Source organism: Aquisalimonas sp. APHAB1-3, assembly GCF_048323695.1.
Lineage (GTDB): Bacteria > Pseudomonadota > Gammaproteobacteria > Nitrococcales > Aquisalimonadaceae > Aquisalimonas.
In genome coordinates this window covers 27,069-51,146 of record NZ_JBLWFT010000008.1, presented here as the reverse complement: position 1 = coordinate 51,146, position 24,078 = coordinate 27,069, and the positions used below count along the sequence as shown (strand labels likewise).

The 24,078-nt window shown below is 65.5% G+C and carries 21 protein-coding genes; 16 read left to right on the top strand and 5 right to left on the bottom strand.

Annotated features, from left to right (window positions below):
- Positions 1–227 precede the first annotated feature (227 nt).
- The 6 genes from ACNSTU_RS12315 to cysQ all read left to right on the top strand — a co-directional run bounded on the left by ACNSTU_RS12315 (position 228) and on the right by cysQ (position 8,975).
- Complete coding sequence (locus ACNSTU_RS12315) at positions 228–1,964, top strand: formate--tetrahydrofolate ligase (protein WP_290631216.1); 1,737 nt, start codon at positions 228–230, stop codon at positions 1,962–1,964.
- Between the two features lie 96 nt (positions 1,965–2,060).
- Positions 2,061–3,068 (top strand): NAD-dependent epimerase, encoded by a 1,008-nt coding sequence (locus tag ACNSTU_RS12310; RefSeq protein ID WP_290631226.1) that lies wholly within the window; start codon positions 2,061–2,063, stop codon positions 3,066–3,068.
- Between the two features lie 16 nt (positions 3,069–3,084).
- On the top strand, positions 3,085–4,428 hold the full coding sequence (locus ACNSTU_RS12305; protein WP_290631218.1) for a UDP-glucose dehydrogenase family protein: 1,344 nt from the start codon (positions 3,085–3,087) through the stop codon (positions 4,426–4,428).
- A gap of 100 nt (positions 4,429–4,528) precedes the next feature.
- The gene (locus ACNSTU_RS12300; RefSeq protein WP_418212424.1) at positions 4,529–6,295 is read left to right on the top strand and encodes an SLC13 family permease; all 1,767 of its coding nucleotides are present in this window, start codon (positions 4,529–4,531) and stop codon (positions 6,293–6,295) included.
- An 86-nt stretch (positions 6,296–6,381) separates the two neighbouring features.
- On the top strand, positions 6,382–8,097 hold the full coding sequence (locus ACNSTU_RS12295; RefSeq protein WP_290631227.1) for a bifunctional sulfate adenylyltransferase/adenylylsulfate kinase: 1,716 nt from the start codon (positions 6,382–6,384) through the stop codon (positions 8,095–8,097).
- A gap of 113 nt (positions 8,098–8,210) precedes the next feature.
- The gene (gene cysQ, locus ACNSTU_RS12290; RefSeq protein WP_418212423.1) at positions 8,211–8,975 is read left to right on the top strand and encodes a 3'(2'),5'-bisphosphate nucleotidase CysQ; all 765 of its coding nucleotides are present in this window, start codon (positions 8,211–8,213) and stop codon (positions 8,973–8,975) included.
- A gap of 90 nt (positions 8,976–9,065) precedes the next feature.
- Here cysQ and galU read toward each other — a convergent pair whose 3' ends face one another.
- Complete coding sequence (galU, locus tag ACNSTU_RS12285; RefSeq protein ID WP_290631224.1) at positions 9,066–9,938, bottom strand: UTP--glucose-1-phosphate uridylyltransferase GalU; 873 nt, start codon at positions 9,936–9,938, stop codon at positions 9,066–9,068.
- Positions 9,939–10,012: 74 nt separating this feature from the next.
- Positions 10,013–11,677, bottom strand: coding sequence for a glucose-6-phosphate isomerase (gene pgi / locus ACNSTU_RS12280; RefSeq protein WP_418212422.1), 1,665 nt, complete (start codon positions 11,675–11,677; stop codon positions 10,013–10,015).
- 166 nt (positions 11,678–11,843) lie between these two features.
- On the opposite strand from pgi, the gene ACNSTU_RS12275 reads away from it, so the two are divergent.
- Entirely contained in the window at positions 11,844–12,455 is a 612-nt protein-coding gene (locus tag ACNSTU_RS12275; protein WP_290632230.1) for a hypothetical protein, read from the top strand.
- A gap of 37 nt (positions 12,456–12,492) precedes the next feature.
- Positions 12,493–13,221, top strand: coding sequence for a proteasome-type protease (locus tag ACNSTU_RS12270; RefSeq protein WP_290632228.1), 729 nt, complete (start codon positions 12,493–12,495; stop codon positions 13,219–13,221).
- A 9-nt stretch (positions 13,222–13,230) separates the two neighbouring features.
- Here ACNSTU_RS12270 and ACNSTU_RS12265 read toward each other — a convergent pair whose 3' ends face one another.
- Complete coding sequence (locus ACNSTU_RS12265; protein ID WP_290638012.1) at positions 13,231–14,274, bottom strand: zinc-binding metallopeptidase family protein; 1,044 nt, start codon at positions 14,272–14,274, stop codon at positions 13,231–13,233.
- 364 nt (positions 14,275–14,638) lie between these two features.
- Between ACNSTU_RS12265 and ACNSTU_RS12260 the strand changes: the two genes are divergently transcribed.
- Both ACNSTU_RS12260 and ACNSTU_RS12255 read left to right on the top strand, forming a co-directional pair.
- Complete coding sequence (locus ACNSTU_RS12260) at positions 14,639–15,142, top strand: DUF411 domain-containing protein (protein ID WP_290632224.1); 504 nt, start codon at positions 14,639–14,641, stop codon at positions 15,140–15,142.
- A 98-nt stretch (positions 15,143–15,240) separates the two neighbouring features.
- Positions 15,241–15,606, top strand: a complete 366-nt coding sequence (locus tag ACNSTU_RS12255) for a PilZ domain-containing protein (RefSeq protein ID WP_290632222.1) — start codon at positions 15,241–15,243, stop codon at positions 15,604–15,606.
- A 54-nt stretch (positions 15,607–15,660) separates the two neighbouring features.
- Here the strand turns inward: ACNSTU_RS12255 and ACNSTU_RS12250 are convergent, their stop codons facing one another.
- Positions 15,661–17,109 carry a glyceraldehyde-3-phosphate dehydrogenase gene (locus ACNSTU_RS12250; RefSeq protein WP_290632220.1) on the bottom strand — a complete coding sequence of 483 codons (1,449 nt, stop codon included), beginning with the start codon at positions 17,107–17,109 and terminating at the stop codon, positions 15,661–15,663.
- 131 nt (positions 17,110–17,240) lie between these two features.
- Here ACNSTU_RS12250 and ACNSTU_RS12245 point away from each other — a divergent pair, with 131 nt between their 5' ends.
- A complete protein-coding gene (locus tag ACNSTU_RS12245; RefSeq protein ID WP_290632218.1) occupies positions 17,241–17,738 on the top strand; it encodes an SRPBCC domain-containing protein in 498 nt (165 codons plus the stop codon).
- Here the strand turns inward: ACNSTU_RS12245 and ACNSTU_RS12240 are convergent.
- The gene (locus tag ACNSTU_RS12240) at positions 17,680–18,270 is read right to left on the bottom strand and encodes a methyltransferase domain-containing protein (protein ID WP_290632216.1); all 591 of its coding nucleotides are present in this window, start codon (positions 18,268–18,270) and stop codon (positions 17,680–17,682) included. The two genes, ACNSTU_RS12245 and ACNSTU_RS12240, sit on opposite strands and share 59 nt — an antisense overlap.
- An 85-nt stretch (positions 18,271–18,355) precedes the next feature.
- On the opposite strand from ACNSTU_RS12240, the gene ACNSTU_RS12235 reads away from it, so the two are divergent.
- From ACNSTU_RS12235 to ACNSTU_RS12215, 5 genes are all read left to right on the top strand, one after another.
- The gene (locus tag ACNSTU_RS12235) at positions 18,356–20,017 is read left to right on the top strand and encodes a BCCT family transporter (RefSeq protein ID WP_290638010.1); all 1,662 of its coding nucleotides are present in this window, start codon (positions 18,356–18,358) and stop codon (positions 20,015–20,017) included.
- 242 nt (positions 20,018–20,259) lie between these two features.
- On the top strand, positions 20,260–21,627 hold the full coding sequence (gene miaB, locus ACNSTU_RS12230) for a tRNA (N6-isopentenyl adenosine(37)-C2)-methylthiotransferase MiaB (protein WP_290638007.1): 1,368 nt from the start codon (positions 20,260–20,262) through the stop codon (positions 21,625–21,627).
- A 16-nt stretch (positions 21,628–21,643) separates the two neighbouring features.
- A complete protein-coding gene (locus tag ACNSTU_RS12225; RefSeq protein WP_290632210.1) occupies positions 21,644–22,639 on the top strand; it encodes a PhoH family protein in 996 nt (331 codons plus the stop codon).
- A complete protein-coding gene (gene ybeY / locus ACNSTU_RS12220; RefSeq protein ID WP_290632208.1) occupies positions 22,636–23,103 on the top strand; it encodes an rRNA maturation RNase YbeY in 468 nt (155 codons plus the stop codon). The genes ACNSTU_RS12225 and ybeY overlap by 4 nt, the downstream gene beginning before the upstream one ends.
- A 26-nt stretch (positions 23,104–23,129) precedes the next feature.
- Positions 23,130–24,020, top strand: a complete 891-nt coding sequence (locus ACNSTU_RS12215) for an HlyC/CorC family transporter (protein ID WP_290632206.1) — start codon at positions 23,130–23,132, stop codon at positions 24,018–24,020.
- The last annotated feature ends 58 nt before the right edge of the window (positions 24,021–24,078 follow it).

Sequence of the window (24,078 nt, the reverse complement as noted above, 5' to 3'; positions counted from 1 at the left end):
TATCCCGCAGCGACGCGGCGACCGCTTTTCCCGGAACGTCTTCTGCTTTCCGGAAAGCGTCTATTGAGAGAATAAACCGTTTTTTGAATCGTTGTTAAGTCGGCATTCTGAAACGAGTTGTCGTACACAAATCCGTGAATGACGCCCGCAGGACACTGATTCACGATCGCCGCCGCAATAATGCCATCACACGTTGTGACAACACGCCCGCAAGCGCAGGAGGAACCATGGCAACGAGCGTGAAAGAGGTGGAAGCGGCGGTCGCCGATGTCCTGCCCAGCAATCTGGAGATTGCGCGGCACACGCCGCGGCGGCCCATTGGCGAGATCGCGGCGGCCATGGGGCTCGATCCGGATTACGTGGAGCCCTACGGCCACGACGTCGCCAAGATCGACCTGGCCGCCATGCACGCGTTGGCGGACCGCCCGCGGGGCAAGTACGTGGTGGTCTCCGCCATCACGCCGACACCGCTCGGAGAAGGCAAGACCACCACCTCCATCGGGCTCGCCCAGGGGTTCCACCATATCGCCCGCTCGGCTGCCGTGGCGTTGCGCCAGCCGTCCATGGGGCCGACCCTCGGGATCAAGGGTGGAGCCGCCGGCGGCGGCTACAGCCAGGTGATCCCCATGGAGCGGATCAACCTCCACCTCACCGGTGATATCCACGCCGTGTCGTCGGCGCACAACCTGCTCTCGGCGATGATCGACAACCACCTGCACCACCGGCGCGGGGTGGATCTGGATCCGCAGCAGATCAGCTGGAAGCGGACCATGGACATCAACGACCGCGCCCTGCGCAACATCGTCACCGGGCTGGGGTCCAGCGCCGACGGGTTCACCCGCCAGAGCAGTTTCGAGATCACCGCCGCCTCGGAGGTCATGGCCATTCTCGCTCTGGCCCACTCCCTGAGCGACCTGCGCGCGCGCCTCGGGCGCATCGTGGTGGGCTACACCCGCAGCCACCAGCCGGTCACCGCCGAGGACATCGGTGCTGCCGGTGCCATGACGGCGCTGCTCAAGGATGCGCTCAAGCCGAATCTGCTGCAGACGCTGGAGCACACGCCGGCGCTCATGCACGCGGGGCCGTTCGGCAACATTGCCCACGGCAACTCGTCCATCGTCGCCGACCGCATCGCGCTGCGCACCAGCGACTACCTCATCACCGAGGCCGGTTTCGGGGCCGACATGGGGGCGGAGCGCTTCTTCAACATCAAGTGCCGCGCCTCCGGCATGGTCCCGGACGCGGCAGTGATCGTCGCCACCGTGCGCGGGCTGAAGTTCCACTCCGGCCGCTTCCGGGTCGTGCCCGGCCGGCCCCTGCCCGAGGAGATGACGGCGGAGAATCCCGACGACGTCTACTCCGGCGCCGACAACCTGCGCAAGCAGATCGACAACATCCGGGCCCACGGCATCGCCCCGGTGGTGGCCATCAACGCCTTCCCGTCGGATTTCGCCTCGGAGCACGAGGCCATTCGCGACGTCGCCGAGCGCGCCGGTGCCCGGGTGGCGCTGTGCACCCACGTGCGTGACGGTGGCGCCGGTGCCGCGGAGCTGGCGGAGGCCGTGGCGGAAGCCGCCGAGGAGCCGAACCGCTTCGAGTTCCTGTATCCGGACGAGATGCACCTGGATGACAAGATCAAGCGCATTGCCACGCGCATCTACGGGGCGGGCGGCGTGGAGTTCAGCGCCGAGGCGCGCAAGCAGATCGACAGCTACCAGTACCAGGGTTACGGCGATCTGCCGGTGTGCATCGCCAAGACGCACCTCTCCCTGTCGGCGGATCCGGGTCGGCAGGGGGCGCCGACCGGCTGGGTACTGCCGGTGCGCGAGGTGCGGCTGTCCGCCGGGGCCGGGTTCGTCTACGCCCTGTGCGGCGAGATGCGCACCATGCCGGGGCTGGGCATGGATCCGGCGGCGGCCCATATCGACATCGACGAGAACGAGCAGATCGTCGGCCTGTTCTGAGCGGTCGTTCATCGGTGGTCGCGCGGCCACCGGAGCGGTACCATGTCACGACCCACCGCGGGAGCCGCGGTGGGTCGTTTCGTTTGGGGGCGGACAATGAAGATTCTGGTCACCGGTGCGGCCGGTTTCATCGGGTTTCACGTGGCGCAGCGGCTGCTCGCGCGTGGTGACACCGTGGTGGGGCTGGATAATCTCAACGACTACTACGACGTCAGCCTCAAGGAGGCGCGACTGGCGCGCCTGCAGGCCCATGACCGGTTCCGGTTCGTGCGCCTGGACGTGGCCGACGGCCCGGGCATGGACGCACTGTTTCGTCATGGCGGGTTTGAGCGGGTCATCCATCTCGCCGCCCAGGCCGGCGTGCGCTACTCGCTGGAGAATCCGCACGCCTACGTGAACAGCAATGTAGTCGGCTTCATGAACGTGCTCGAGGCCTGTCGCGAGACCGGTGCGGAGCACCTGGTCTACGCGTCCACCAGTTCCGTGTACGGCGCCAACACCGCCATGCCGTTCTCCGTGCACCAGAACGTGGATCACCCCCTGTCCATGTACGCGGCCACCAAGAAGGCCAACGAGCTCATGGCCCACACCTACGCGCACCTGCACGGGCTGCCGGTGACCGGCCTGCGCTTTTTCACCGTCTACGGCCCTTGGGGCCGGCCCGACATGGCGCTGTTCAAGTTCACCAGGGCGATCCTGGCGGGCGAGCCCATCGACGTCTACAACTACGGCGACCATCGCCGCGATTTCACCTACGTGGACGACATTGCCGAGGGCGTGGTGCGCGCCACCGATTACGTGGCAGCTCCGGACCCGCAGTGGTCCGGCGACGCGCCCGACCCGGCGTCCAGCGCGGCGCCCTACCGGCTCTACAACATCGGCAACAACCGGCCGGTGGAGCTCATGCGCTACATCCAGGTGCTCGAGGAGTGCCTGGGCCGTGAAGCCGAGAAGAACCTGCTGCCCATGCAGCAGGGCGATGTGCCCGACACCTGGGCGGATGCCGAGGAACTGGTGCGTGACGTGGGTTATCGGCCCGACACGCCGGTGGAAGAGGGCGTGAAGCGATTCGTGGCCTGGTATCGGGATTACTACAGGGTTTGAGAAAGGGCAGGACTTCATGAAGATCACGATTTTCGGCAGCGGCTATGTGGGACTGGTTACCGGCACCTGCCTCGCGGAAACGGGGAACGACGTCCTCTGCGTGGACGTGAACGCGGATCGGGTGGCGCAGCTCAATCGTGGCGAAGTGCCCATCTACGAGCCGGGGCTGGAGGACATGATCGCGGCCAACTGCGCCGCCGGGCGGCTGCGGTTCACCACCGACGTGGCCGAGGCCGTGGGCCACGGGCTGCTGCAGTTCATCGCCGTGGGCACACCCTCGGACGAAGACGGCTCCGCCGACCTGCAGTACGTGCTGCAGGTGGCCAGGAGCATTGGCGAGCACATGGATGGCTACCGGGTGATCGTGGACAAGTCCACGGTGCCCGTGGGGACCGCCGACCGCGTGCGCGCCACGCTCACCGAACAGCTCGCCGCCCGTGGCTTGGACGTGCCCTACGCGGTGGTCTCCAACCCGGAGTTCCTCAAGGAAGGCGCCGCCATCAACGATTTCATGAAGCCCGACCGCGTGGTGGTGGGCAGCGACGACGGGCGCGCCACTCAGCTCATGCGCGATCTCTACGCGCCCTTCGGCCGCAAGCAGGAGAAAGTGCTGGTCATGGACGTACGCTCGGCGGAGCTCACCAAGTACGCCGCCAACGCCATGCTCGCCACCAAGATCAGCTTCATGAATGAGCTGGCCGGGCTGGCCGAGCGGCTGGGTGCGGACATCGAATCGGTGCGTCACGGTATCGGCTCCGATCCGCGCATCGGTTACCACTTCATCTACCCGGGCTGTGGCTACGGTGGCTCCTGCTTCCCCAAGGACGTCAAGGCGCTGGCCGGTACCGCCCGCGAGGTGGATTACCAGCCCCTGATCCTGGACGCCGTGGAGGCCGTTAACGCGCGCCAGAAAACGGTGCTGTTCCAGCGCCTCTACGAGCATTTCCACGGCCATCTCGAAGGTCGCACCGTCGCGTTGTGGGGGCTGGCGTTCAAGCCCAACACGGACGACATGCGCGAGGCCCCCAGCCGCACGCTCATGGAAGCGTTGTGGCAGGCGGGGGCGCGGGTGCAGGCGTTCGATCCGGAGGCCATGACCGAGACGCGCCATATCTACGGCGAGCGCGATGATCTCGAGTTGTGCAGCGCTGCTTACGAGGCTGTGGAGGGTGCTGATGCGCTGGTGCTGTGCACCGAGTGGCAGCAGTTCCGCAGCCCGGACTTCGATCGCGTCAAGGCCGCGCTGAAACAGCCGGTGCTGGTAGACGGGCGCAACGTGTACGACCCGAAGCGCATGGTGGATGCAGGCTTCACGTACTACGCCATCGGCCGGGGCGAGAGCGTGCGGACGTTCAACTGACGTATTCTTTTTATATCTGACTGTATGACCAATCATTCCTTTGTCTTCTAAAGAAGGGCGGGTACAGTTCAGCGCTTTGCGATCAGAGGAGTAGCCTGCCTTGGGATGGGAGGCCTGGTTGACCGTTGCCGTCGTCGTCGGCGTGCTGGGGACGCTGATCCTCACGCGAATGGCGGCGGATATGGTCTTCCTCGGCGGGGTGACCGTGCTGCTGCTCGCCGGCGTGCTGGATCCCGGGCAGGCGTTCGGCGGGCTGGCCAACCAGGGGCTGATCACCGTTGCCGTGCTCTACGTGGTGGTCTCCGGCCTTCAGGAGACGGGGGGCATACACTGGATCGTGCAGCGCCTGCTCGGCCGGCCTCGCTCGCTGGCCAATGCCCAGGTCAAGCTGATGACGCCGGTGGCGTTCATGAGCGCATTTCTCAACAACACGCCGGTGGTGGCCATGCTCATCCCGGCGGTCAATGAGTGGGCCCGCAAGTTCGGACTGTCCAGCTCCAAGTTGATGATCCCGCTGAGTTATGCCGCCATCCTGGGTGGCACCTGCACGCTGATCGGGACCAGCACCAACCTGGTGGTCAACGGCCTGCTGGAGGACCGCACCGCGCAGGGGCTGCGCATGTTCGACTTGGCCTGGGTCGGCCTGCCGGTGGCGGTGGTTGGCTTGGGCTTCATTCTGCTCACCACCCGCTGGCTGCTGCCGGATCGTCGGCCGCCCATGCAGGAAATGACGGATCCACGAGAATACAGCGTCGAGATGCTGGTGGATGCGGATGGTCCGCTGGTCGGCAGGAGCATCGAGAAGGCCGGTCTGCGCCATCTCTCGGGCATGTTCCTCGCCGAGATCGACCGGAACGGTCAGATCCTGCCTGCGGTGTCACCCCAGGAGACACTCCAGGCCGGTGACCGTCTGGTGTTTGTGGGGGTTGTGGAGTCGGTAGTCGAACTGCAGAAAATCCGGGGCCTCACCCCCGCCACGGATCAGGTCTTCAAGCTGACCGGGCATCGCTCGGAGCGAATACTGATTGAGGCCGTGGTTTCCGGGAGCTGTCCCGTCGTGGGGCGCACTATCCGTGACGGCCAGTTTCGCTCGCGTTATGACGCCGTGGTCATCGCCGTGGCTCGGGACGGGGTTCGCCTGGGTGGCAAGATTGGCGATATCGTCATCCGGCCCGGTGATACGCTGTTGCTGGAGGCGAAGGAGGCCTTCGCCCAACGTCAGCGCAACAGCCGGGACTTCTTCCTGGTGAGTCAAATCGAGGATTCGTCGCCACCGCGGCACGAGCGTGCGCCGGTGGCCATCGGCTTGCTGGCTGTCATGGTGATCAGTGCCGGCCTCGGTGCGCTGAGCATGCTGGAGGCAGCGCTGCTGGCCGCTGCCGGCATGCTGATTACCGGCTGCTGCACAGTGGAGACTGCGCGGCGCAACATCGACTGGTCGGTGCTGCTGGTCATTGCGGCGGCCTTTGGGATCGGGGCGGCCATGGAGCAGACCGGCGTGGCGCTTGTGGTAGCCCACAGCGTCATTCAGGCTGTCGGTGACGCCCCATGGATGAACCTGGTGGCCATCTACCTGCTCACTGCCGGATTCACCGCGGTGATTACCAACAATGCGGCGGCGCTGTTGATGTTTCCCATCGCGCTGGCGCTGGCATCCGATCTGGGTGTGAGCATCATGCCCTACGCGGTCGCCATCATGCTGGCGGCTTCGGCCAGCTTTGCAACGCCCATCGGCTACCAGACCAACCTGATGGTCTACGGCCCTGGCGGCTATCACTTCACCGATTTCATTCGCATTGGCCTGCCGTTGAATCTGGTCACGGCGCTGGTGGCCGTGCTGGTGATCCCGCTGGTCTGGGGGTTCTGAAAGACACATACTGCCTGCGCGTCGCGCGCGGTGGTCCGCTCTCTGTAATTGTTGTGATGAGGTACGATCTGATGACTGATGGACACATGGATCTCACGCCGCCCCACGGCGGCACCCTGAAAGAGCTGCTGGTGGATTCCGACCGTGCGGCCGCACTGCGCGAGGAAGCGCGCGACCTGCCGTCCTGGGATCTCACCGAGCGCCAGGTGTGCGACATCGAGCTGCTGCTCAACGGCGGCTTCTCGCCGCTGGACGGCTTTCTGCGGGAGGCCGATTACAACGCCGTGTGCGCCGACATGCGTCTGGCGGACGGTACCCTCTGGCCGATCCCGATCAACCTGGACGTCAGCGAGGACTTCGCCGGTAGTCTGCAGGCCGGTGCCCGCATCGCCCTGCGCCACCCGGAGGGCATGGTGCTCGCCATCATGACCGTTGAGGACAACTACTGCCCCGACTTTCGCAAGCAGGCGGAGCAGGTCTACGGCGCGGCCGACGAGGCGCATCCGGAGGTCTTCCGGCTGTTCCACCAGACCAACCCCGTCTACCTGGGTGGCCCGCTGGACGGCATCGAGCTGCCACCGCACCACACCTTCAAGCACCTGCGTCACACCCCGCGGGAGCTGCGCGAGTGGTTCGCCAAGATGGGCTGGAACAACGTGGTCGCCTTCCAGACCCGCAATCCCATGCATCGGGCGCACGTGGAACTGGCCAAGCGCGCTTCCCAGAAGGGCGAGGCCAATCTGCTGATCCACCCGGTGGTGGGCATGACCAAGCCGGGTGACGTGGACTACTTCGTGCGGGTGCGCTGCTACCAGGAGGTGGTCAAGCACTTCCCCGAGCAGACCACCCAGCTCAGCCTGCTGCCGCTGGCCATGCGCATGGGCGGCCCGCGCGAGGCTGTGTGGCACGCCATCATCCGCAAGAACCACGGCTGCACGCGGTTCATCGTCGGCCGCGACCACGCCGGTCCCGGCAAGAACAGCGCTGGCGAGGACTTCTATGGCCCCTACGACGCCCAGGAGCTGGTGCGCAAGTATCAGGACGAGCTGGGCATCGTCATGCAGCCGTTCGAGGAAATGGTCTACGTCGAGGACATGGCGCAGTACGTGCCCCGCTCGGAAGTCCCCGAGGGCTCCCGCGTCCTGAATATCTCCGGTACCGAACTGCGCCGGCGCCTGAAAGAAGGCCTGGAGCTGCCCGAGTGGTTCTCCTACCCGGAGGTCATCAAGCGCCTGCGCCAGGCTTTCCCGCCGAAGAAGCAGCAGGGCTTCACGGTGTTCTTTACCGGCCTGTCCGGCTCCGGCAAGTCCACCATCGCCAACGTGGTCATGGCCAAGCTCATGGAGCACGGCACGCGGCCAGTGACCATGCTCGACGGTGACCTGGTGCGCAAGCACCTCTCCAGCGAGCTGGGATTCTCCAAGGAGCACCGGGAGATCAACATCCGTCGGATCGGCTTCGTCGCCAGCGAGATCACCAAGAACGGCGGTGTCGCCATCTGCGCGCCCATCGCTCCCTACCGCGCCACGCGGCGGGAAGTGCGCGAGATGGTGAGCCAGGGTGGCGGCTTCATTGAGGTGTACGTGGCCACACCGCTGGAGGTCTGCGAGGCACGCGATCGCAAGGGGCTGTATGCCAAGGCGCGCGCCGGGCAGATCAAGCAGTTCACCGGTATCGACGACCCGTACGAAGAGCCGGAGAACGCCGAGGTGATCGTGGATACGTCCCGTTACTCGGCCGATGAGCTGGCTCAGCAGGTGATCCTGCACCTGGAGAAGCAGGGCTACATCGACCTGGACTGACCGGCTTCGGTGGGCGCCATTCTGTAGGGTGGACCTTCAGGTCCACCATCGCGGAGACCCCTGGTGGACCTGAAGGTCCACCCTACGGTCCACCATCCGACCATGGAGCGAGCATGACTCAACCCGATTTCGAGACCGTCGTTGCCATCGCCCGCCGTGCGGGGGATGCGATCCTCGCGGTCTACAATGGCCCCGACTTTGACGTGGAAACCAAGGACGACGACTCGCCGCTTACCGCGGCGGATCGGGCCGCCCATGCGATCATCGACCGCGAACTGGGCGCGCTCACGCCGGAGATTCCGGTGCTGTCGGAGGAAGGGGCCGATGTGCCCGCCGCCGAGCGCCAGCAATGGCAGCGGTTCTGGCTGGTGGACCCGCTGGACGGCACCAAGGAGTTCATCAAGCGCAACGGCGAGTTCACCGTGAACATTGCCCTGGTGGAAAACGGCCGTCCCGTGTGGGGCGTCATCCACGCCCCGGCGCTCGATACCACTTACGTGGGCGGCGTCGGCACAGGGGCCTGGAAGCAGGCCGGCGCCGAGGCCGAGCGCGAGCCGCTGGCGGTGCGTGCGCCCGACGGCGGCCATGCGGTGGTGAAAAGCCGCTCCCACCCCAGCGGCGAGCTGGCGGCATTCCTGGAGCGGATCACCGTCGCCGACGAGGTGCCCGTGGGCAGCTCGTTGAAGTTCTGCGTCGTGGCCGAGGGGCGGGCGACACTCTATCCGCGCTTCGGGCCGACCATGGAGTGGGACACCGGCGCCGGCCAGGCCATTGTGGAGGCCGCCGGCGGCCGGGTGGTCATGGCGGAGGACGAGACCACGCCATTGACGTACAACAAGAATGACCTGCGGAACGGGTTTTTCATCGTTTCGGCTTAATGTCCGGAAATCGCGACTGACGTCGCTCCTACGCGCTCGCGAAACCGGATGTAGGAGCGACGTCAGTCGCGACCCCCGAATTCTGCCACCTCACCCCCGGCTCTTCAGATACTCCGCGAACGCCGGTCCGAGATCCGGATGCTGCAGCCCGTATTCAACCGTGGCCTTCAGGTAGCCGAGCTTGCTGCCGCAGTCGTAGCGCTTGCCCGTGAACTCGTGGGCTAGCACGCGCTCGTGGTTCAGCAGCGAGGAAATGGCGTCGGTGAGCTGAATCTCGCCCTTGGCGTCCGGAGCCGTGTCCCGTAGCAGCTCGAAAATCCGAGGGGTGAGCACGTAACGGCCGACCACCGCGAGGTTGGATGGTGCGTCCGCCGGGTCCGGCTTCTCAACGATGGCGTCCACGGCCGAGAGGCCGTCGGAGAAGTCCCGCGCACTGACCACGCCGTAGCTGCCGGTCTCTTCCATGGGGACGCGCTCCACGCCCAGCAGCGAGCACTGGTGGTCGTCGAATTCGCGCACCATCTGCGACATGACCTTCTCGCCCTGGCCGTCGATCAGGTCATCGGCGAGGATGACCGCAAAGGGTTCGTCGCCGACGATGGGCTGGGCGCAGAGCACCGCGTGACCGAGGCCCAGCGCCTCACCCTGGCGGATGTAGATGCAGTTCACGCCCTCCGGTACCGTGCTGCGCACCAGCTCCAGCATCTTGTGCTTCTGCTTGGCCTCCAGTTCCACTTCCAGCTCGTAGGCCTTGTCGAAGTGGTCCTCGATGGCGCGCTTGGTGCGGCCGGTGACGAAAACCAGCGTATCCGCGCCCGCGGCCACCGCCTCTTCCACGGCGTACTGGATCAGCGGCTTGTCCACCACCGGCAGCATCTCTTTCGGGCTTGCCTTGGTAGCCGGCAGAAAGCGGGTGCCAAGGCCGGCCACGGGGAACACGGCCTTGCGAATACGTTGGGTCATGAACGCGTCCTTCCCTTGTTCGGTGTTGAGCAATTGGCTTGGAAAATTAGAGGCTACCGGTCGCGGGTGCAAGCCTAGTTGCGATGCCGGTGCAGGTAGGCCAGAAGGCCGCGGGTGGACGGGTCCGCGTCGTCGGCTTCGCGTTCACCAGTGATGGCCGGCAGCAGCTCCCGGGCCAGCTTCTTGCCCAGTTCCACACCCCACTGATCGAACGGGTTAATGCCCCAGATCACACTCTGCACGAACACCTTGTGCTCATACAGGGCCACCAGTTCCCCTAGGGTGCCCGGGTCCAGGCGGTCGAAGAGAATGGTGTTGCTGGGCTTGTTGCCGGAATGCACCTTGTGCGGGATGGCCCGTTCGATGCGCTCCGGGGGCACGCCTGCCGCTTCCATCTCGCGGCGCGCCTGTTCCGCCGTCTGCCCTTCCATCAGCGCCCGGGTCTGGGCGAAGCAGTTGGCGAGAGCCAGATCGTGGTGTTCCGGGTACTCCGCGGAGCCGTGCACCGGTGCCAGGAAGTCGGCCATGACCGGCCGCGTGCCCTGATGCAGGAGCTGGTAGAAGGAGTGCTGCGCGTTGGGGCCCACTTCGCCCCAGACGATGGCGCCGGTGTCGTAGTCCACCGGCGTGCCGTCGCGGGTGACGCACTTGCCGTTGCTCTCCATCTCCAGCTGCTGGAGATAGGCCGGGAAGCGGTTCAGGCGGTGATCGTAGGGCAGCACCACGTGACCCGGGGCGCCCAGGAAATTGGTGTACCACACGCCGAGCAGCCCCAGCAGCACCGGCATGTTGTGACGCCAGGGTGCGGTGCGGAAGTGCTGGTCCATGGCGTAGAAGCCGTCCAGCATCGCCTCGAAATTCTTCATGCCCACGGCAATGGCCAGCGGCAGGCCCACGGCGGACGGCAGTGAGTAGCGGCCACCCACCCAGTCCCAGATGCGGAAACGGTTCTCCTCGCGGATGCCGTACTCCGCCATGGCGGCGTCGTTGGACGAGACACCCAGGAAGTGCTGGCCGATGGCGTCGCTGTCCGCGACCTGCCGCACGAACCAGTCCCGCGCGGTGCGCGCGTTGGTCATGGTGTCCAGGGTGGTGAACGACTTCGACGAGATGATGAACAGCGTGGTCTTCGGGTTGACCCGCTCCAGCACGTCGGTGACGTGGACGCCGTCGATGCTGCTGACGAAGTGCATGCGAATGGCGTTGGTGCGGTAGGGGGCGAGGGCTTCCGTGGCCATGACGGCGCCCAGATCGGAGCCGCCGACGCCCACGTTGACCACGTCGGTGATCACGCGTCCCGTGCAGCCGCGATACTCGCCCCGGTGCAGGCGGTTGACGAACAGCCGCATGCGCGTGAGTTCCCGGTCCACATCCGGCATGACATCCCGGCCGCCCACATACATGGCGCCGTTGCCGCGGTTGCGCAGGGCCATGTGCATGGCGGCGCGGTTCTCGGTGCTGTTCACGGCTTCGCCGGTGAACAGCTGTTCGATCCAGTCGCCCAGGCCGCGGCGCGCCGCCAGGCTCGCCAGGTGTTCAAGGGTGTCGCCGGTCACGAGGTTCTTGGAGTAATCCAGGAGCAGCCGGTCCGTCTCCATGCTCAGGCGGGTGTACCGCTGCGGATCCGCCTGGAACAGATCGCGGATACGCTCGCCGCGAACATGGCCGGCGTGCTGGCACAGCGTCTGCCACTCGGGGAGGCCGGTCAGGGAGGGCTGCGAGGCTTGGGGGTCCGCCATGGTCTGGGATGCCGCTGGATCGACTGTGTGTTGATTGCCGCCGCGGGTGGCCCCCGGCTGGACTAAGCTAGTGGCGAAAGTGTACATCATGATGGTCCTGAACGATCCCGCAATCGGTGATCCCGGTGCTTGCCATGCCTTCCGCCCTGCCACACAATCCCCGCGCATGATGCTGCGATTAACCCGCCTTCGCTCCGCGTTGCCGCTGGTGCTGTTGCCGGCGCTGTTGTTCGCCTCCGCGTCGTTCCCGGGCGTGCTGGTCGCCGATGAAGTCCCGCGTGTGGAGCTGGATCCGCCGGAGTCGTCCGTGACTAGCCGCTGGGGCGTGGGCGTCGCCCACGGTGTGCAGTGGTATGCCGACGAGGAGGAAGGCAACGGCGAGTCCGGAACGGTGAACGCCGTGCAGATCACGTATCGTGCGTTGCTGGAGACCGAGCGCGAGGGGCGCTGGCTGTTCGAGCTGGGCTTCGAGCATGCGGTCTCCGATGAGCGCCCCGAGATCGCGCCGGGGCAGTTCCGGCGGGTGCGCTCCAACGGCGTGTTCTACCGGTTCAGCCGCTATTTCGGCAGCTCGCCGGTCTACGTTGGCGGGCGCGCCGGCATGAGCCGTGTGCGCGGCCCGGAAGACAAGAGCAATCTGGACCTGGTGCTCGGGCTGCAGGTGGGCGTGTCTGTGACATCCTGGCTGGATGCCGGCGTGGAAGCCGTGGCCGCGGCGCCCGATGCCGACGGCGGACAGCCCGCCGACGTCCGTGGTGTCATCACGGTGGCGTTCTGAGCGCGGGTCGTGTGATCAATTCTGGGAAGGTAACGCCATGACGTACTGTCTTGCGGCATCCGTGGATGCGGGCCTGGTGTTCGCGGCGGACTCGCGTACCAACGCCGGTCTGGATCACATCAACACGTACCCCAAGCTGCATCCCTTTGTCTGGGAAGGGGAGCGGGTGCTGGTTCTGCTCAGTGCGGGCAATCTGGCCACAACCCAGTCGGTGGTGGCGGAGCTGCAGCGGGAGTCGGAATCCGGCGGTCCGCTCTACGAAGCCCGGTATCTGGACGAGGCGGCCGAGTACGTGGGCCGCGTCAGTCAGCGGGTTCAGGCGCGGCACACGCCCGAGGGGCCTGGTGCCAGCAATGTCTCGCTGGAGGCCACATTTATCCTGGGCGGACAGATCGGCGATCAGGAGCCCGGGCTGTTCCTGATCTACCCCCAGGGCAACTACATCACCTGTTCCGATGAACAGCCGTTTCTGCAGATCGGCGAGACCAAGTACGGCAAGCCGATTCTGGACCGCATCATCGAGCCGTCGCTGTCGCTGGAGGATGCCGCGCGCTGCGCACTGGTCTCCATCGACTCCACCATGCGCAGTAACCTCTCCGTGGGGCCACCACTGGACGTGATGATCTACCAGCGCGACTCGCTCGAGCACCCCCGGGCGTTGCGCTACAAGCTGAACTCGCCGTACTTCGCCTCCATCCGCAAGCAGTGGGGTGACGGGCTGCGACGGCTGTTCGACGAGCTGCCGCGGTTCGACTGGGAGAAATAGCCGGGGCAGTCAGTCGTCGATCATGCCGGTGGCGTGGATGACCTGGTGGACGAACTCCAGCTTGCTGCATACCCCGGGGCTGAAAGTGAACGGATAGGTGTCCGGCGCGCCGACGCTGCGGGCGAGGGCGTTCATGATCACCGTGAGCCGCATCCACTCGCCCAGCAGTTGCCGGAAGTCCGTGATGTTGTAGAGAAAGCGGCGGTACTGTTCGTGCTCCGCGACGATCAGCCCCAGGTCGGCGGCGGTCTCCAGGGTGTCCCGCAGGTGCAGGTAGTGGGCCCAGGACTCCGCCCAGTCCTCCCAGGGGTGTGCGCTGGCATAACAGGAAATGAACTCCTCGCGCCAGTCGGGCAACGGCCGCTCATGGTGCGCCAGCAGCGCTTCCCGGTAGTCCGCACGCTCGTCGCCGAAGCGGCGACGGAACTCATCATGCCAGCCGCTCCCGGCAATGAGCCGGTGCCAGTAGTAGTGTCCGCTCTCGTGGCGCAGATGGCCGAGCACGGTGCGGTACGGCTCGCCCATGAGCATGCGGGTGTGCTCGCGGTAATCGTCATCGGCCTCGGCGATGTTCAGGGTGATGACGCCGCCGGCGTGGCCGGTCATGACCAGCGTGTCGGCGCCGGCGCTGGCCATGAACGCGAACGCCATGCCGTCCAGCGGGTCCGCGTGCCGGTCCGCCACCGGCAGCCCCAGGCGCAGCAGGCCGCAGACCAGGTAGCGTTTGGCCCGTTCGATGACGCGCCATCGCCGCGTGTTGCCGTCCACGGCCAGGTCCGGGATGACCGTGGTCAAACGGCATGAGCGGCAGAGGTGGCCCTCGTCTCCCGTCTCGATCATCCAGTTGCAGCAGATGGCTTCCCCGCGATTGGCGCAGTCACGCAGAGGGGGCGCCAGCTCGTTCTCGGCCAGGCGCCACGTCCCGTCGGCGTCCGGCTCCAGCGCTGCCAGCCGGGTGCTGCCCGGAAGAAAACCAAGATGACGCCCACACGCCAGGCAGGAGGTATTGTCGAAGAAAAGCCGATTGCCGCAGATACAGGTCGCGTGTTGCATGCGCTGGCCGTTGTTGCAGAGTGATCCCCGTGCCTGGAGTCTATCGCGAATCGTGCCTCCGCGGGCGAGCCCCGTGTCCAGACCCGGATCGACGCTGTGAGCACCGCCCTGGTGATCATTATTTGTGCACCTGATCACGGTGCCTGACTGCCTGACCCGACTAGACTGTCGCAAATCGGGAACAGACCACGCGACCGACAGGAAGTTGCGGGCTGAATGGGCAGGGGGCACATATAATGGATAGATTGTTGGTGGTCGTGCGCCGGGGGCTGGGGCGGTTGAGCCTCAAGCCGGCGCGTATTCGCGGACGGTCTTTGCGGAATGGAACATCCGGTCTCCTGGAGAGCACTGGTGGAGAGCAATCATGGGTCGAATTGAGAGGGGACACGTTTCCGCTGCGGCGAAACTGGCGTTCGCAGCATTCGCTGCGGGGGCCCTGGCCTGGGCCGTTCTGATCGGCGCCACCGCGGTGGCGGCCGAGCCGGCCGAGCAGATCAAGGTCTACAAGACCCCTGGGTGCGGCTGCTGTACGGCCTGGGAGGACTACCTCCGCGACGAAGGGTTCGAGGTGGTCTCCGAAGACGTCAACCAGCACGAGCTCAACGCCATCAAGCAGGAGCAGGGCTTGGGGCGTGAGCTCGCGTCCTGCCATACTGCATTCATCGGCGACTACGTGATCGAAGGGCACGTGCCGGCCGACGACATCCGGCGCCTCATCGAAGAGCGGCCCGACGTGGACGGTATCGCCGTTCCCGGAATGCCGGTGGGGTCACCCGGCATGGAAATGGGTGACCGGCAGGATGCCTACGACGTGGTGACCTTTGTCGATGGCCGCAAAGTGGATGTTTTCGCGAGTCATCACCAATAAGGGCGCAGGCCGTGTAACGTTTCCTTAACGCTCGTTTCTGCGGTACAACTGCAGTATACGAATACGGGTGAGTTCCAGGGCGACAAGGGGAGGGGTCAATGGCAATCGCTGATGACGTGCGACGGACACCGAGAGAAGTGGTCGATCAGTACATGCGGGTGTTTCGCACGGATACCGGTGAGCTGGTCGGCTACCTCGCCGACATCAGCATCTACGGCCTGATGCTGCAGAGCCATTCGCCGTTGATACTGAGCGACGGCGAAGAGCGGGTCTCCCTCCGTCTGGAGCTGGATACGCCAATTGACCAGGCCGTCGAGCTGACCTTCGAGGCACGCCCGGTGTGGTCGCGCAAGGAGGGGAGCTCCGTCTTTCATCATACCGGCCTCGAATTCGTCGAGCTGCCGGAAGGTGATCAGCGACGTGTGCAGACCCTGATGGAAACATACCGCCTGACCACTGTTTGAAGATCTGAAGGTCTCGGGCGGCGGGTTCGCCGCCCGAGCTATCGCGAACCCGCCCTATGGCAGATTCGGGAAGTGCAGCCCGGCCATCTGCTGCATTACTCGCACGACCTGGCAGCTGTAGCCGAACTCGTTGTCGTACCACACGTAGAGCACGCATTTGTCGCCGTTGACCAGCGTCGAGGTGGAGTCCACCACGCCCGCATGCCGCGAACCCACCAGGTCAGTGGAGACGATTTCCGTCGAGGCCGTGTAGTCGATCTGCTCCTGCATGTTCGAGTGCAGGGCGACCTCCCGCAGATACTCGTTCAGCGTCTCCTTGCTGGTTTCCCGTCCGAGGTTCAGGTTCAGTACCGCCAGTGACACATTGGGGGTCGGTACGCGGATGGCGTTGCCCGTGAGTCGGCCCTTGAGCTCCGGCAGCGCCTTGGCCACGGCCTTGGCGGCGCCGGTCTCCGTGAGCACCATATTCAACGCGGCGCTGCGCCCACGGCGGGAGCCGGGGTGGTAGTTGTCGATGAGGTTCTGGTCGTTGGTGTAGGAGTGCACCGTCTCCACGTGACCGTGCTCAATGCCGAACTCGTCATTGATCGCCTTGAGCACCGGTACGATGGCGTTGGTGGTGCAGCTCGCCGCGGAGACGATTCGGTCGTCGGCCTTGAGGTCCTCGTGGTTCACGCCGTGTACGATGTCCGGCATGTCACCCTTGCCCGGTGCGGTGAGCAGCACCTTGCCGGCGCCCTTGGCCTTCAGGTGCAGGCCAAGGCCTTCGGGATCGCGCCACTTGCCTGTGTTGTCCACGATCAGGGCGTTGTCGATGCCGTACTGGGTGTAGTCGATCTCCTCCGGGGAGTCGGCGTAGATCACCTGGATGAAGTTGCCGTTGACCAGCAGCGCATTGGCATCTTCCAGTACGTTGATGGTGCCGTCGAACGGCCCGTGTACGGAGTCGCGCCGCAGCAGGCTGGCGCGCTTGGCGATATCGTGGCCTTTGCCCTTGCGCACCACGATCGCCCGCAGGCGCAGCTTGTTGCCGCTGCCGGTGCGCTCGATGAGCTGCCGTGCCAGCAGGCGGCCGATACGGCCGAAGCCATAGAGCACGACGTCCTGGGGCTCGGTCAACTGCAGCGAGCCCCGGCCCTCGACAATGCTCTCAAGCTTGCGTTCCAGGTACTGGCGGATCGTCTCGTCCTTGCCGGCCTCGTTGAGATAACCGCTGGTAAGCTTGCCGAGATCCAGGCGTGCAGGCGAGAGTTCCATGCCGGCGAGCTCCTGGAGCATCGGCAGCGTGTTATGGACCGACAGCCCTTCCGGTTCATACTGTTTGACGAAACGGTGCGCCTTGAGGATGTCGATGGGCGTGCAGTTGATCAGCGGGCGTCCGTAGATCCGCAGAACCACCCCGCGGTCCCGGTACAGACGGCCGATCAGCGGCAACATCTCCTCGGCGAGTTCCTGGCGCTGGGTCCAGTCGTTGAGATAGGAATCTTGCTGTTGCTGGTTCATGTGCACTCCATAACCCGTCGGGACAGTGGCGAATGAGGGCCGTAGGCGCTCAACATCGGGTGGGTCTCGCGAGGTGCGCGATTGTATAAAAATCAGATGCTTTAGGGAACCGGAATCGGGAGGTCGCGGGCATGCGGCGCGAAATCGTCACGGAAATCCACATTCAGGCGGCGCCGGAGGCGGTCTGGGAGGTGCTGCTGGATTTTCCGGCGTATCCGCAGTGGAATCCGTTCATTACCCGCATCAGCGGTGCCGCGGAGACGTCGGCGCGGCTGGCGGTCACCATCGAGCCGCCCGGCAAGCGGGCCATGGTGTTCCGGCCGGAGGTGCTGCGCGCCCTCCCGGCGCAGGAGCTGAGCTGGCTGGGGCGGATCGGCATGCCCGGGCTGTTTGACGGCGAACACCGCTTTCTCCTGGAACAGGACGACGAGCACGGGGGCACGCGCCTGATCCAGCGCGAGACGTTCAGCGGCATTCTGCTGCCGTTGCTGTGGTGGTCCATGGCCAAACCCACGCGCGCCGGGTTCGAGGCTATGAACCGCGCGCTGAAAGGGCGGGCGGAAGACACCGCTACCGTCGTTGCAGCCGATACCCCAGCTCGTGAAACCCCGCTTCATGAGGCACGGTGAAGTCGGCCTCCGCCGGCCAGACCCAGTCCGCATCCGTGAACAGCGTCCGCATCTGCTCCGGCGGCGAGTGAAAGGGCGGCCCGTTGCGCCAGGGCGTCTGCGCGAACAGCGCATACAGCGTGCCGCCGGGCCGGACCCACTGGCGGATGCGTTCGGCGTAATCGGATCGCAGGGCCGGATCGAAAGCGCACAGGCAGGTCTGCTCGTAGACCGCGTCGAACGGGCCTTCCGGTGACGTGTAGGTGAATACATCGCCCTCGATCACCTCCGCGTCCAGGCCGCGTTCGGCAAGCCGCGCGCGCAGTGCCGCCAGCGGCTCGGGCACGATGTCCAGGGCCGTGACACGGAACCCGTGTTCGGCGAGGACGTCCACCTCGTAACCGTTGCCGCAGCCGGGCAGCAGAATGCGCCCGGGCGGCATCAGGCCGCCCTCCAGCCAGCGCAGCAGGGCTGGACTGGCGCCGCCCCGGTCCCAGCCGGTCTTGCCTTCCTCCCAGCGTTGCCGCCAGTAAGTGTGCTGTTCAACGGTCATGTTGTGGTCTCCGTGGGTTGACTGCCCGTGAAATCATGCTCATTTTCCCGTGATTTTTCCACACAGGCTGCGGGGTGAGCCGATCATGTACAACCAGGCCGAGCGCGGACCGCTCAAAGGCATGAATCCGCGTCTGACCGTTATCGCCACATTGTTCGTCCTGGCGGCCATGGTCTATGGCGCGTTCTACACTGACACTCTGGGCGAGACACTCGGGGCGATGCGCAGCGTGCTCGATCCGTTCCTCGAATGGTACTACGTGGTGCTGGTTGCGTTTCTGCTGTTGTTCATGGTCTGGCTCGGCATGGGGCGTTACAAGAAAGTGCGGCTCGGGAGCGATGAGGAAGAGCCCGAGTTCACCTTCTTTTCCTGGGTGGCGATGCTGTTCGCCGCGGGGACTGGCGTGGGGATTCTCTTCTGGGCCGTGGCGCAGCCCATCATGCAGTTCCAGGGCAACCCGTTCGTGGATGAGGGCGGTTCGGCGGAGGCGGCGACGGTCTCCCTGCGGCTCACCTACTTTCACTGGGGGCTGAACGGCTGGGCCATCTTCTCCTTTGTCGCGCTGGTGCTCGCCTACTTCGCGTACCGTCGCGACCTGCCGCTGACCATCCGCTCGGCCTTGAACCCGTATCTTGGAGAGCGCCGGCTCGGCCTGCGCGGTGACCTGGTGGATACGCTCGCGGTGTTCGGCACGGTGTTCGGCATCGCCACCACCCTGGGCCTCGGGGTGCAGCAGATGAACGCCGGTCTGGGCGTGGTCTTCGGTGTCGACTCGTCCGTGACCCTCCAGCTCGTGGTGACCGCCGTAATCATGGGCGTTGCCACGGTATCCGTCGTCTCGGGGGTGCAGCGTGGTGTGCGCTGGCTGTCCGAATTCAACTTCTGGCTCAGCATTGCGGTGGTGCTGTTCCTGCTGCTGTTCGGGCCGACCCAGTACCTGATCGGCATCACCATCGAGGCGGCGGGTGATTATCTGCAGAACCTGCTGGCGTTGACCTTCCACACCAACGCCACCCGGGACGACGGCTGGCAGTCCGAGTGGACGGTGTTCTACTGGGGCTGGTGGCTGGCCTGGTCTCCGTTCGTTGGCATGTTCATAGCCCGCGTCTCCCGTGGCCGGACCTTCCGTGAGTTCGTCATGGGCGTGCTGCTGGTGCCCACCGTGATCACCATGGTGTGGCTCGGTCTGCTGGGTGGCACGGCATTGCATCACGAGCTGTTCGGCGGTGGCGGCATCATCGAGGCCGTCAGCGCTGACGAGGCCGTTGCCCTGTTCGCCACCGTTGAGGCGCTGAACCTGGGCATGCTCGGCACCATCGCCTCCGGCGCGCTGCTGGTGCTCATCGCCACCTACCTGATCACCTCCGCCAATGCTGGCACGCTGGTGGTGACCACGATTCTCTCGGGCGGTGATCCGGAGCCGCCGCGCTTTCACCGGATCCTCTGGGGCGTGCTGCTCGGCCTGCTCACGGCCATCCTGCTGCTGGCCGGCGGGCTGGAAGTCCTGCAGGCGGCGGTGATCATGGCCGCGCTGCCGTTTTCCGTGGTGATCATGCTCATGATCGCGGGGTTGCTGCGCGCATTGCACGACGAGCGTTTCGCCGCGCGCCGGGGCCATCGGGTCGAGGCGCCGCGGGAGCCGTGGGCGGATCTGGACGACGCGGGCCGGGCGTGCGCGGTGTCGTTCGACGACCCCGATTGCGAACCGGCACCGACCCCGGGAGGCGGTCAGAAGGACGAGGGGTGACGGCGGATCTCGGGCAGATAGTGGACCTGAAGGTCCACCCTGCCAACGAGGTGCCATGCCGCAGCCTCACGTAGGGTGGACCTTCAGGTCCACCATCCCGATGACAAACTTGCCGTGACGCCCCGGTGCCGGTTACCCTTCGCCGGCTATGCCGTTGAAATGATTCATGGGTCCTCCCGGGGTGCTGGGCAGGGCCTTGTCTAGGTTCTAAACTAGTTGAGCGACAGCGTTATTCGGGGCGCATGAACCAGAAAGTCTACGTCAAGACCCACGGCTGCCAGATGAACGAGTACGACTCCGCCAAGATGGCGGACGTGCTGGTGGACGAGCGGGGTTACGAGCGTGTGAGCGACCCGGCCCAGGCCGACCTCATTCTGCTCAATACCTGCTCCATCCGGGAGAAGGCCCAGGAGAAGGTGTTCTCCCAGCTCGGCCAGTGGAAGCAGCTCAAGGACGCCAACCCCGATCTCATGATCGGCGTCGGCGGCTGCGTCGCCTCCCAGGAGGGGGAAGCGCTCCAGAAGCGCGCTCCCTTCGTGGACCTGGTGTTCGGCCCGCAGACCCTGCACCGGCTGCCGGAGATGGTCGACCGCGCCCGGGGCGAAGGTAAACCGCAGGTGGACATCTCGTTCCCCGAGATCGAGAAGTTCGACCGCCTGCCCGAACCCCGTGCCGAGGGCCCCACGGCGTTCGTCTCCATCATGGAAGGCTGCAGCAAGTACTGCAGCTTCTGCGTGGTGCCGTACACCCGCGGCGAGGAAATCAGCCGCCCCTTCGATGACGTGATCGCCGAAGTGGCCGATCTCGCCGACCAGGGCGTGCGCGAGGTCAATCTGCTGGGGCAGAACGTCAACGCCTACCGCGCGGAAATGGGCGACGGTACCGAGGCCGATCTGGCGCTGCTGATCAACTACGTGGCCGCCATCGACGGCATCGACCGCATCCGCTACACCACCTCGCACCCCATGGAGTTCAGCGACAGCCTCATTGAGGCCTACGCCGAGGTGCCCGAGCTGGTGGATCACCTGCACCTGCCGGTGCAGAGCGGGTCCGACTTCGTGCTCAAGCTCATGAAGCGCAACCACACCATCGACGAGTTCAAGGACAAGGTGCGCCGGCTGCGGGAGATCCGCCCGAACATCAGCATGTCCTCGGACTTCATCATCGGCTTCCCGGGCGAGGATGAAGAGGCCTTCGAGGAGACCATGGATCTGGTCGAGGAGATCGGGTTCGACACCTCGTTCAGCTTCATCTACAGCGCCCGGCCCGGCACGCCGGCGGCCTCGCTGTCGGATGCCACGCCCCACGAGATCAAGAAGCAGCGGCTGCAGCGGCTGCAGGCCACCATTGAGGCCAACGCGCGGCGGATCAGTCAGGCGATGGTCGGCACCGTGCAGACCGTGCTGGTGGAAGGCCGCTCCAAGCGCAACGATAGCGAGATCGCGGGGCGCACGGAGAACAACCGCGTGGTGAATTTCCCCGGTCATCCGCGGCTCATCGGACGCTTCGCCCAGGTGCGCATCACCGAAGCGTTGCCCAATTCCCTGCGCGGTGAGATGGTGGGCTTTCACGATGACGAGCCGGCGATCGGTACCGCCGTAACCGCTTGAGGTCAGTGACAGGATCTTGAAAGGACAACCCGAAGCCCTGGATTTCACCCTCGAGCCGGCAGACAACGACCGGCTTGCCAACCTCTGCGGCCAGTTCGACGAGAACCTGCGTCAGGTCGAGCGCCGCCTGGGCGTCGAGATCAGCAATCGCGCCCACCGATTCCGCGTCATCGGCGAACAGGCCGCCGTGAGTGCGGCCGTGAACGTGCTGCAGGATCTCTATAACGCCTCCGCCGAGGAAGAGCTCTCCCCGGAGAACGTCCACCTGTTTCTGCAGGACTCCGCCGTGGAAGAGCGCGTGCGCGAAGGGCACGAGAAGGCGCGCGAGGAAGAGGTGGTCATCCGTACCCGCAAGGCGGAGATCCGCGGTCGCGGGGCCAATCAGCAGGGCTACCTGCGCAATATTCGCGACAACGACCTGAACTTCGGCGTCGGCCCGGCCGGCACCGGCAAGACCTACCTGGCCGTGGCGGCTGCCGTGGAAGCGCTGGAGAGCGATGCCGTGCGCCGGCTGGTGCTGGTGCGTCCGGCCGTGGAAGCGGGCGAGCGCCTGGGCTTCCTGCCCGGTGACCTGGCCCAGAAGGTGGACCCCTACCTGCGTCCGCTGTACGACGCACTGTTCGAGATGCTCGGTTTCGATCGCGTGGCCAAGCTCATCGAGCGCAACGTCATCGAGATCGCGCCGCTCGCCTACATGCGTGGCCGCACGCTGAACCAGTCGTTCATCATTCTCGACGAGGCGCAGAACACCACCGTGGAGCAGATGAAGATGTTCCTCACCCGCATCGGCTTCGGCTCCACTGCCGTGGTCACGGGTGACGTCACCCAGGTGGACCTGCCCAAGGGCACGGCCTCCGGCCTGCGTGACGCCGTGGAGGTGCTGCGCGACGTGGAGGGCGTGAGCTTTACCTTCTTCACCGCGGCCGACGTGGTGCGCCATCCGCTGGTGCAGCGGATCGTGCAGGCTTACGACCGCATCAGCGAGGCCCGGGAAGGGAATAGCGGCGCATGATCGATGTAGCCTGCCAGGTGGCCTGTGACGGGCCATCGCTGCCGGACGAGTCCGCCGTCACCCGCTGGGTGGAGGCGGCCCTGGCCGGGCGCTGTGACGAGGCCGATGTCGTGGTGCGCATTGCCGGCACGGAGGAAGCCCGCGCGCTCAACCGGGACTACCGCGGCCGTGATTACGCCACCAACGTTCTCTCGTTCCCGTTTGAGGCGCCGCCCGGGTTCGACGCCACGCCCGAGCTGGGTGATCTGGTGATCTGCGCCGACGTGGTGGCGCGCGAGGCGGATGAACAGCACAAACCCGTTCAGGACCACTGGGCGCACCTGGTGATTCACGGCACGTTGCATTTATTGGGCTACGATCATATTGAGGAGGCGGAGGCCGAGGTCATGGAGGGGCTCGAGCGGGAGATCCTGGCAGCCCTGGGTATCCCCGATCCCTACCGGGATGAGACCGCAAGCCTCTGACCCCCATCACAATGGCGCGGGAGCCAATGAGCAACGAGGACCGAAGTAGCAGCAGTGACCACCGCTCCTGGCTGGATCGCATCAGCCAGGCCATCTCGGGCGAGCCGCGGGACCGCGACAGCCTGGTGGAGATTCTCAGGGACGGGCAGCGGCGCGGGCTGCTGGACGCCGATCAGCTCGCCATGATCGAGGGCGCGCTCCACGTCTCCGAGATGCAGGTGCGCGACATCATGATCCCCCGTTCGCAGATGGTCGTGGTTCGGCGTGACGCCACCACCGAGGAACTGCTGCCACCGGTGATCGAGTCCGGCCACTCCCGCTTTCCGGTGATCGGCGAGAGCCGTGACGATGTCATCGGCATACTCATCGCCAAGGATCTGCTGCAGTTCGCCTCCGCCGGCAACGTCTCCACCAGCTTCGACATGCGCGAAGTCATGCGGCCAGCGCTGTTCGTGCCCGAGAGCAAGCGCCTGGACGTGATGCTCAAGGAGTTCCGCGCCAGCCGCAACCATCTGGCGGTGGTGGTGGACGAATACGGTGGCGTTGCCGGCATGGTCACCATCGAGGATGTCCTGGAGCAGATCGTCGGCGAGATCGACGATGAGCATGACGTGGGCGACGACACCTACATCCTCAGTCACCGGGAGGAGGGCAGCGTGATCAAGGCGCTGACGCCGGTGGAGGATTTCAACGAGCATTTCGGCACCAGCCTCAGTGACGACGAGTTCGATACCATCGGGGGGTACGTGGCACATGCGTTCGGCCATGTGCCGGTGCGCGGCGAGTCGGTGAGCCTGGAAGGGCACCGCTTCCAGGTGGTGCGCGCCGACAACCGCCGCATTCACCTGCTGATGGTGCGCCCGGAAGAGCCCGAGGCCCAGGACGAGAAGCCCAGCCGGCGCACCGCCAGTTACTGATCCCCCGGCAAGCCATCGGGTGGAGCAGGAAACGGGTCGCATTCCCCGTGGGTTCATG

Coding starts and splice junctions, on each gene's coding strand:
- ACNSTU_RS12315 (WP_290631216.1), top strand. CDS start 228: ATGGCAACGAGCGTGAAAGAGGTGGAAGCGGCGGTCGCCGATGTCCTG.
- ACNSTU_RS12310 (WP_290631226.1), top strand. CDS start 2,061: ATGAAGATTCTGGTCACCGGTGCGGCCGGTTTCATCGGGTTTCACGTG.
- ACNSTU_RS12305 (WP_290631218.1), top strand. CDS start 3,085: ATGAAGATCACGATTTTCGGCAGCGGCTATGTGGGACTGGTTACCGGC.
- ACNSTU_RS12295 (WP_290631227.1), top strand. CDS start 6,382: ATGGATCTCACGCCGCCCCACGGCGGCACCCTGAAAGAGCTGCTGGTG.
- cysQ (WP_418212423.1), top strand. CDS start 8,211: ATGACTCAACCCGATTTCGAGACCGTCGTTGCCATCGCCCGCCGTGCG.
- galU (WP_290631224.1), bottom strand. CDS start 9,938: ATGACCCAACGTATTCGCAAGGCCGTGTTCCCCGTGGCCGGCCTTGGC.
- pgi (WP_418212422.1), bottom strand. CDS start 11,677: ATGGCGGACCCCCAAGCCTCGCAGCCCTCCCTGACCGGCCTCCCCGAG.
- ACNSTU_RS12275 (WP_290632230.1), top strand. CDS start 11,844: ATGATGCTGCGATTAACCCGCCTTCGCTCCGCGTTGCCGCTGGTGCTG.
- ACNSTU_RS12270 (WP_290632228.1), top strand. CDS start 12,493: ATGACGTACTGTCTTGCGGCATCCGTGGATGCGGGCCTGGTGTTCGCG.
- ACNSTU_RS12265 (WP_290638012.1), bottom strand. CDS start 14,274: ATGCAACACGCGACCTGTATCTGCGGCAATCGGCTTTTCTTCGACAAT.
- ACNSTU_RS12260 (WP_290632224.1), top strand. CDS start 14,639: ATGGGTCGAATTGAGAGGGGACACGTTTCCGCTGCGGCGAAACTGGCG.
- ACNSTU_RS12255 (WP_290632222.1), top strand. CDS start 15,241: ATGGCAATCGCTGATGACGTGCGACGGACACCGAGAGAAGTGGTCGAT.
- ACNSTU_RS12250 (WP_290632220.1), bottom strand. CDS start 17,109: ATGAACCAGCAACAGCAAGATTCCTATCTCAACGACTGGACCCAGCGC.
- ACNSTU_RS12245 (WP_290632218.1), top strand. CDS start 17,241: ATGCGGCGCGAAATCGTCACGGAAATCCACATTCAGGCGGCGCCGGAG.
- ACNSTU_RS12240 (WP_290632216.1), bottom strand. CDS start 18,270: ATGACCGTTGAACAGCACACTTACTGGCGGCAACGCTGGGAGGAAGGC.
- ACNSTU_RS12235 (WP_290638010.1), top strand. CDS start 18,356: ATGTACAACCAGGCCGAGCGCGGACCGCTCAAAGGCATGAATCCGCGT.
- miaB (WP_290638007.1), top strand. CDS start 20,260: ATGAACCAGAAAGTCTACGTCAAGACCCACGGCTGCCAGATGAACGAG.
- ybeY (WP_290632208.1), top strand. CDS start 22,636: ATGATCGATGTAGCCTGCCAGGTGGCCTGTGACGGGCCATCGCTGCCG.
- ACNSTU_RS12215 (WP_290632206.1), top strand. CDS start 23,130: ATGAGCAACGAGGACCGAAGTAGCAGCAGTGACCACCGCTCCTGGCTG.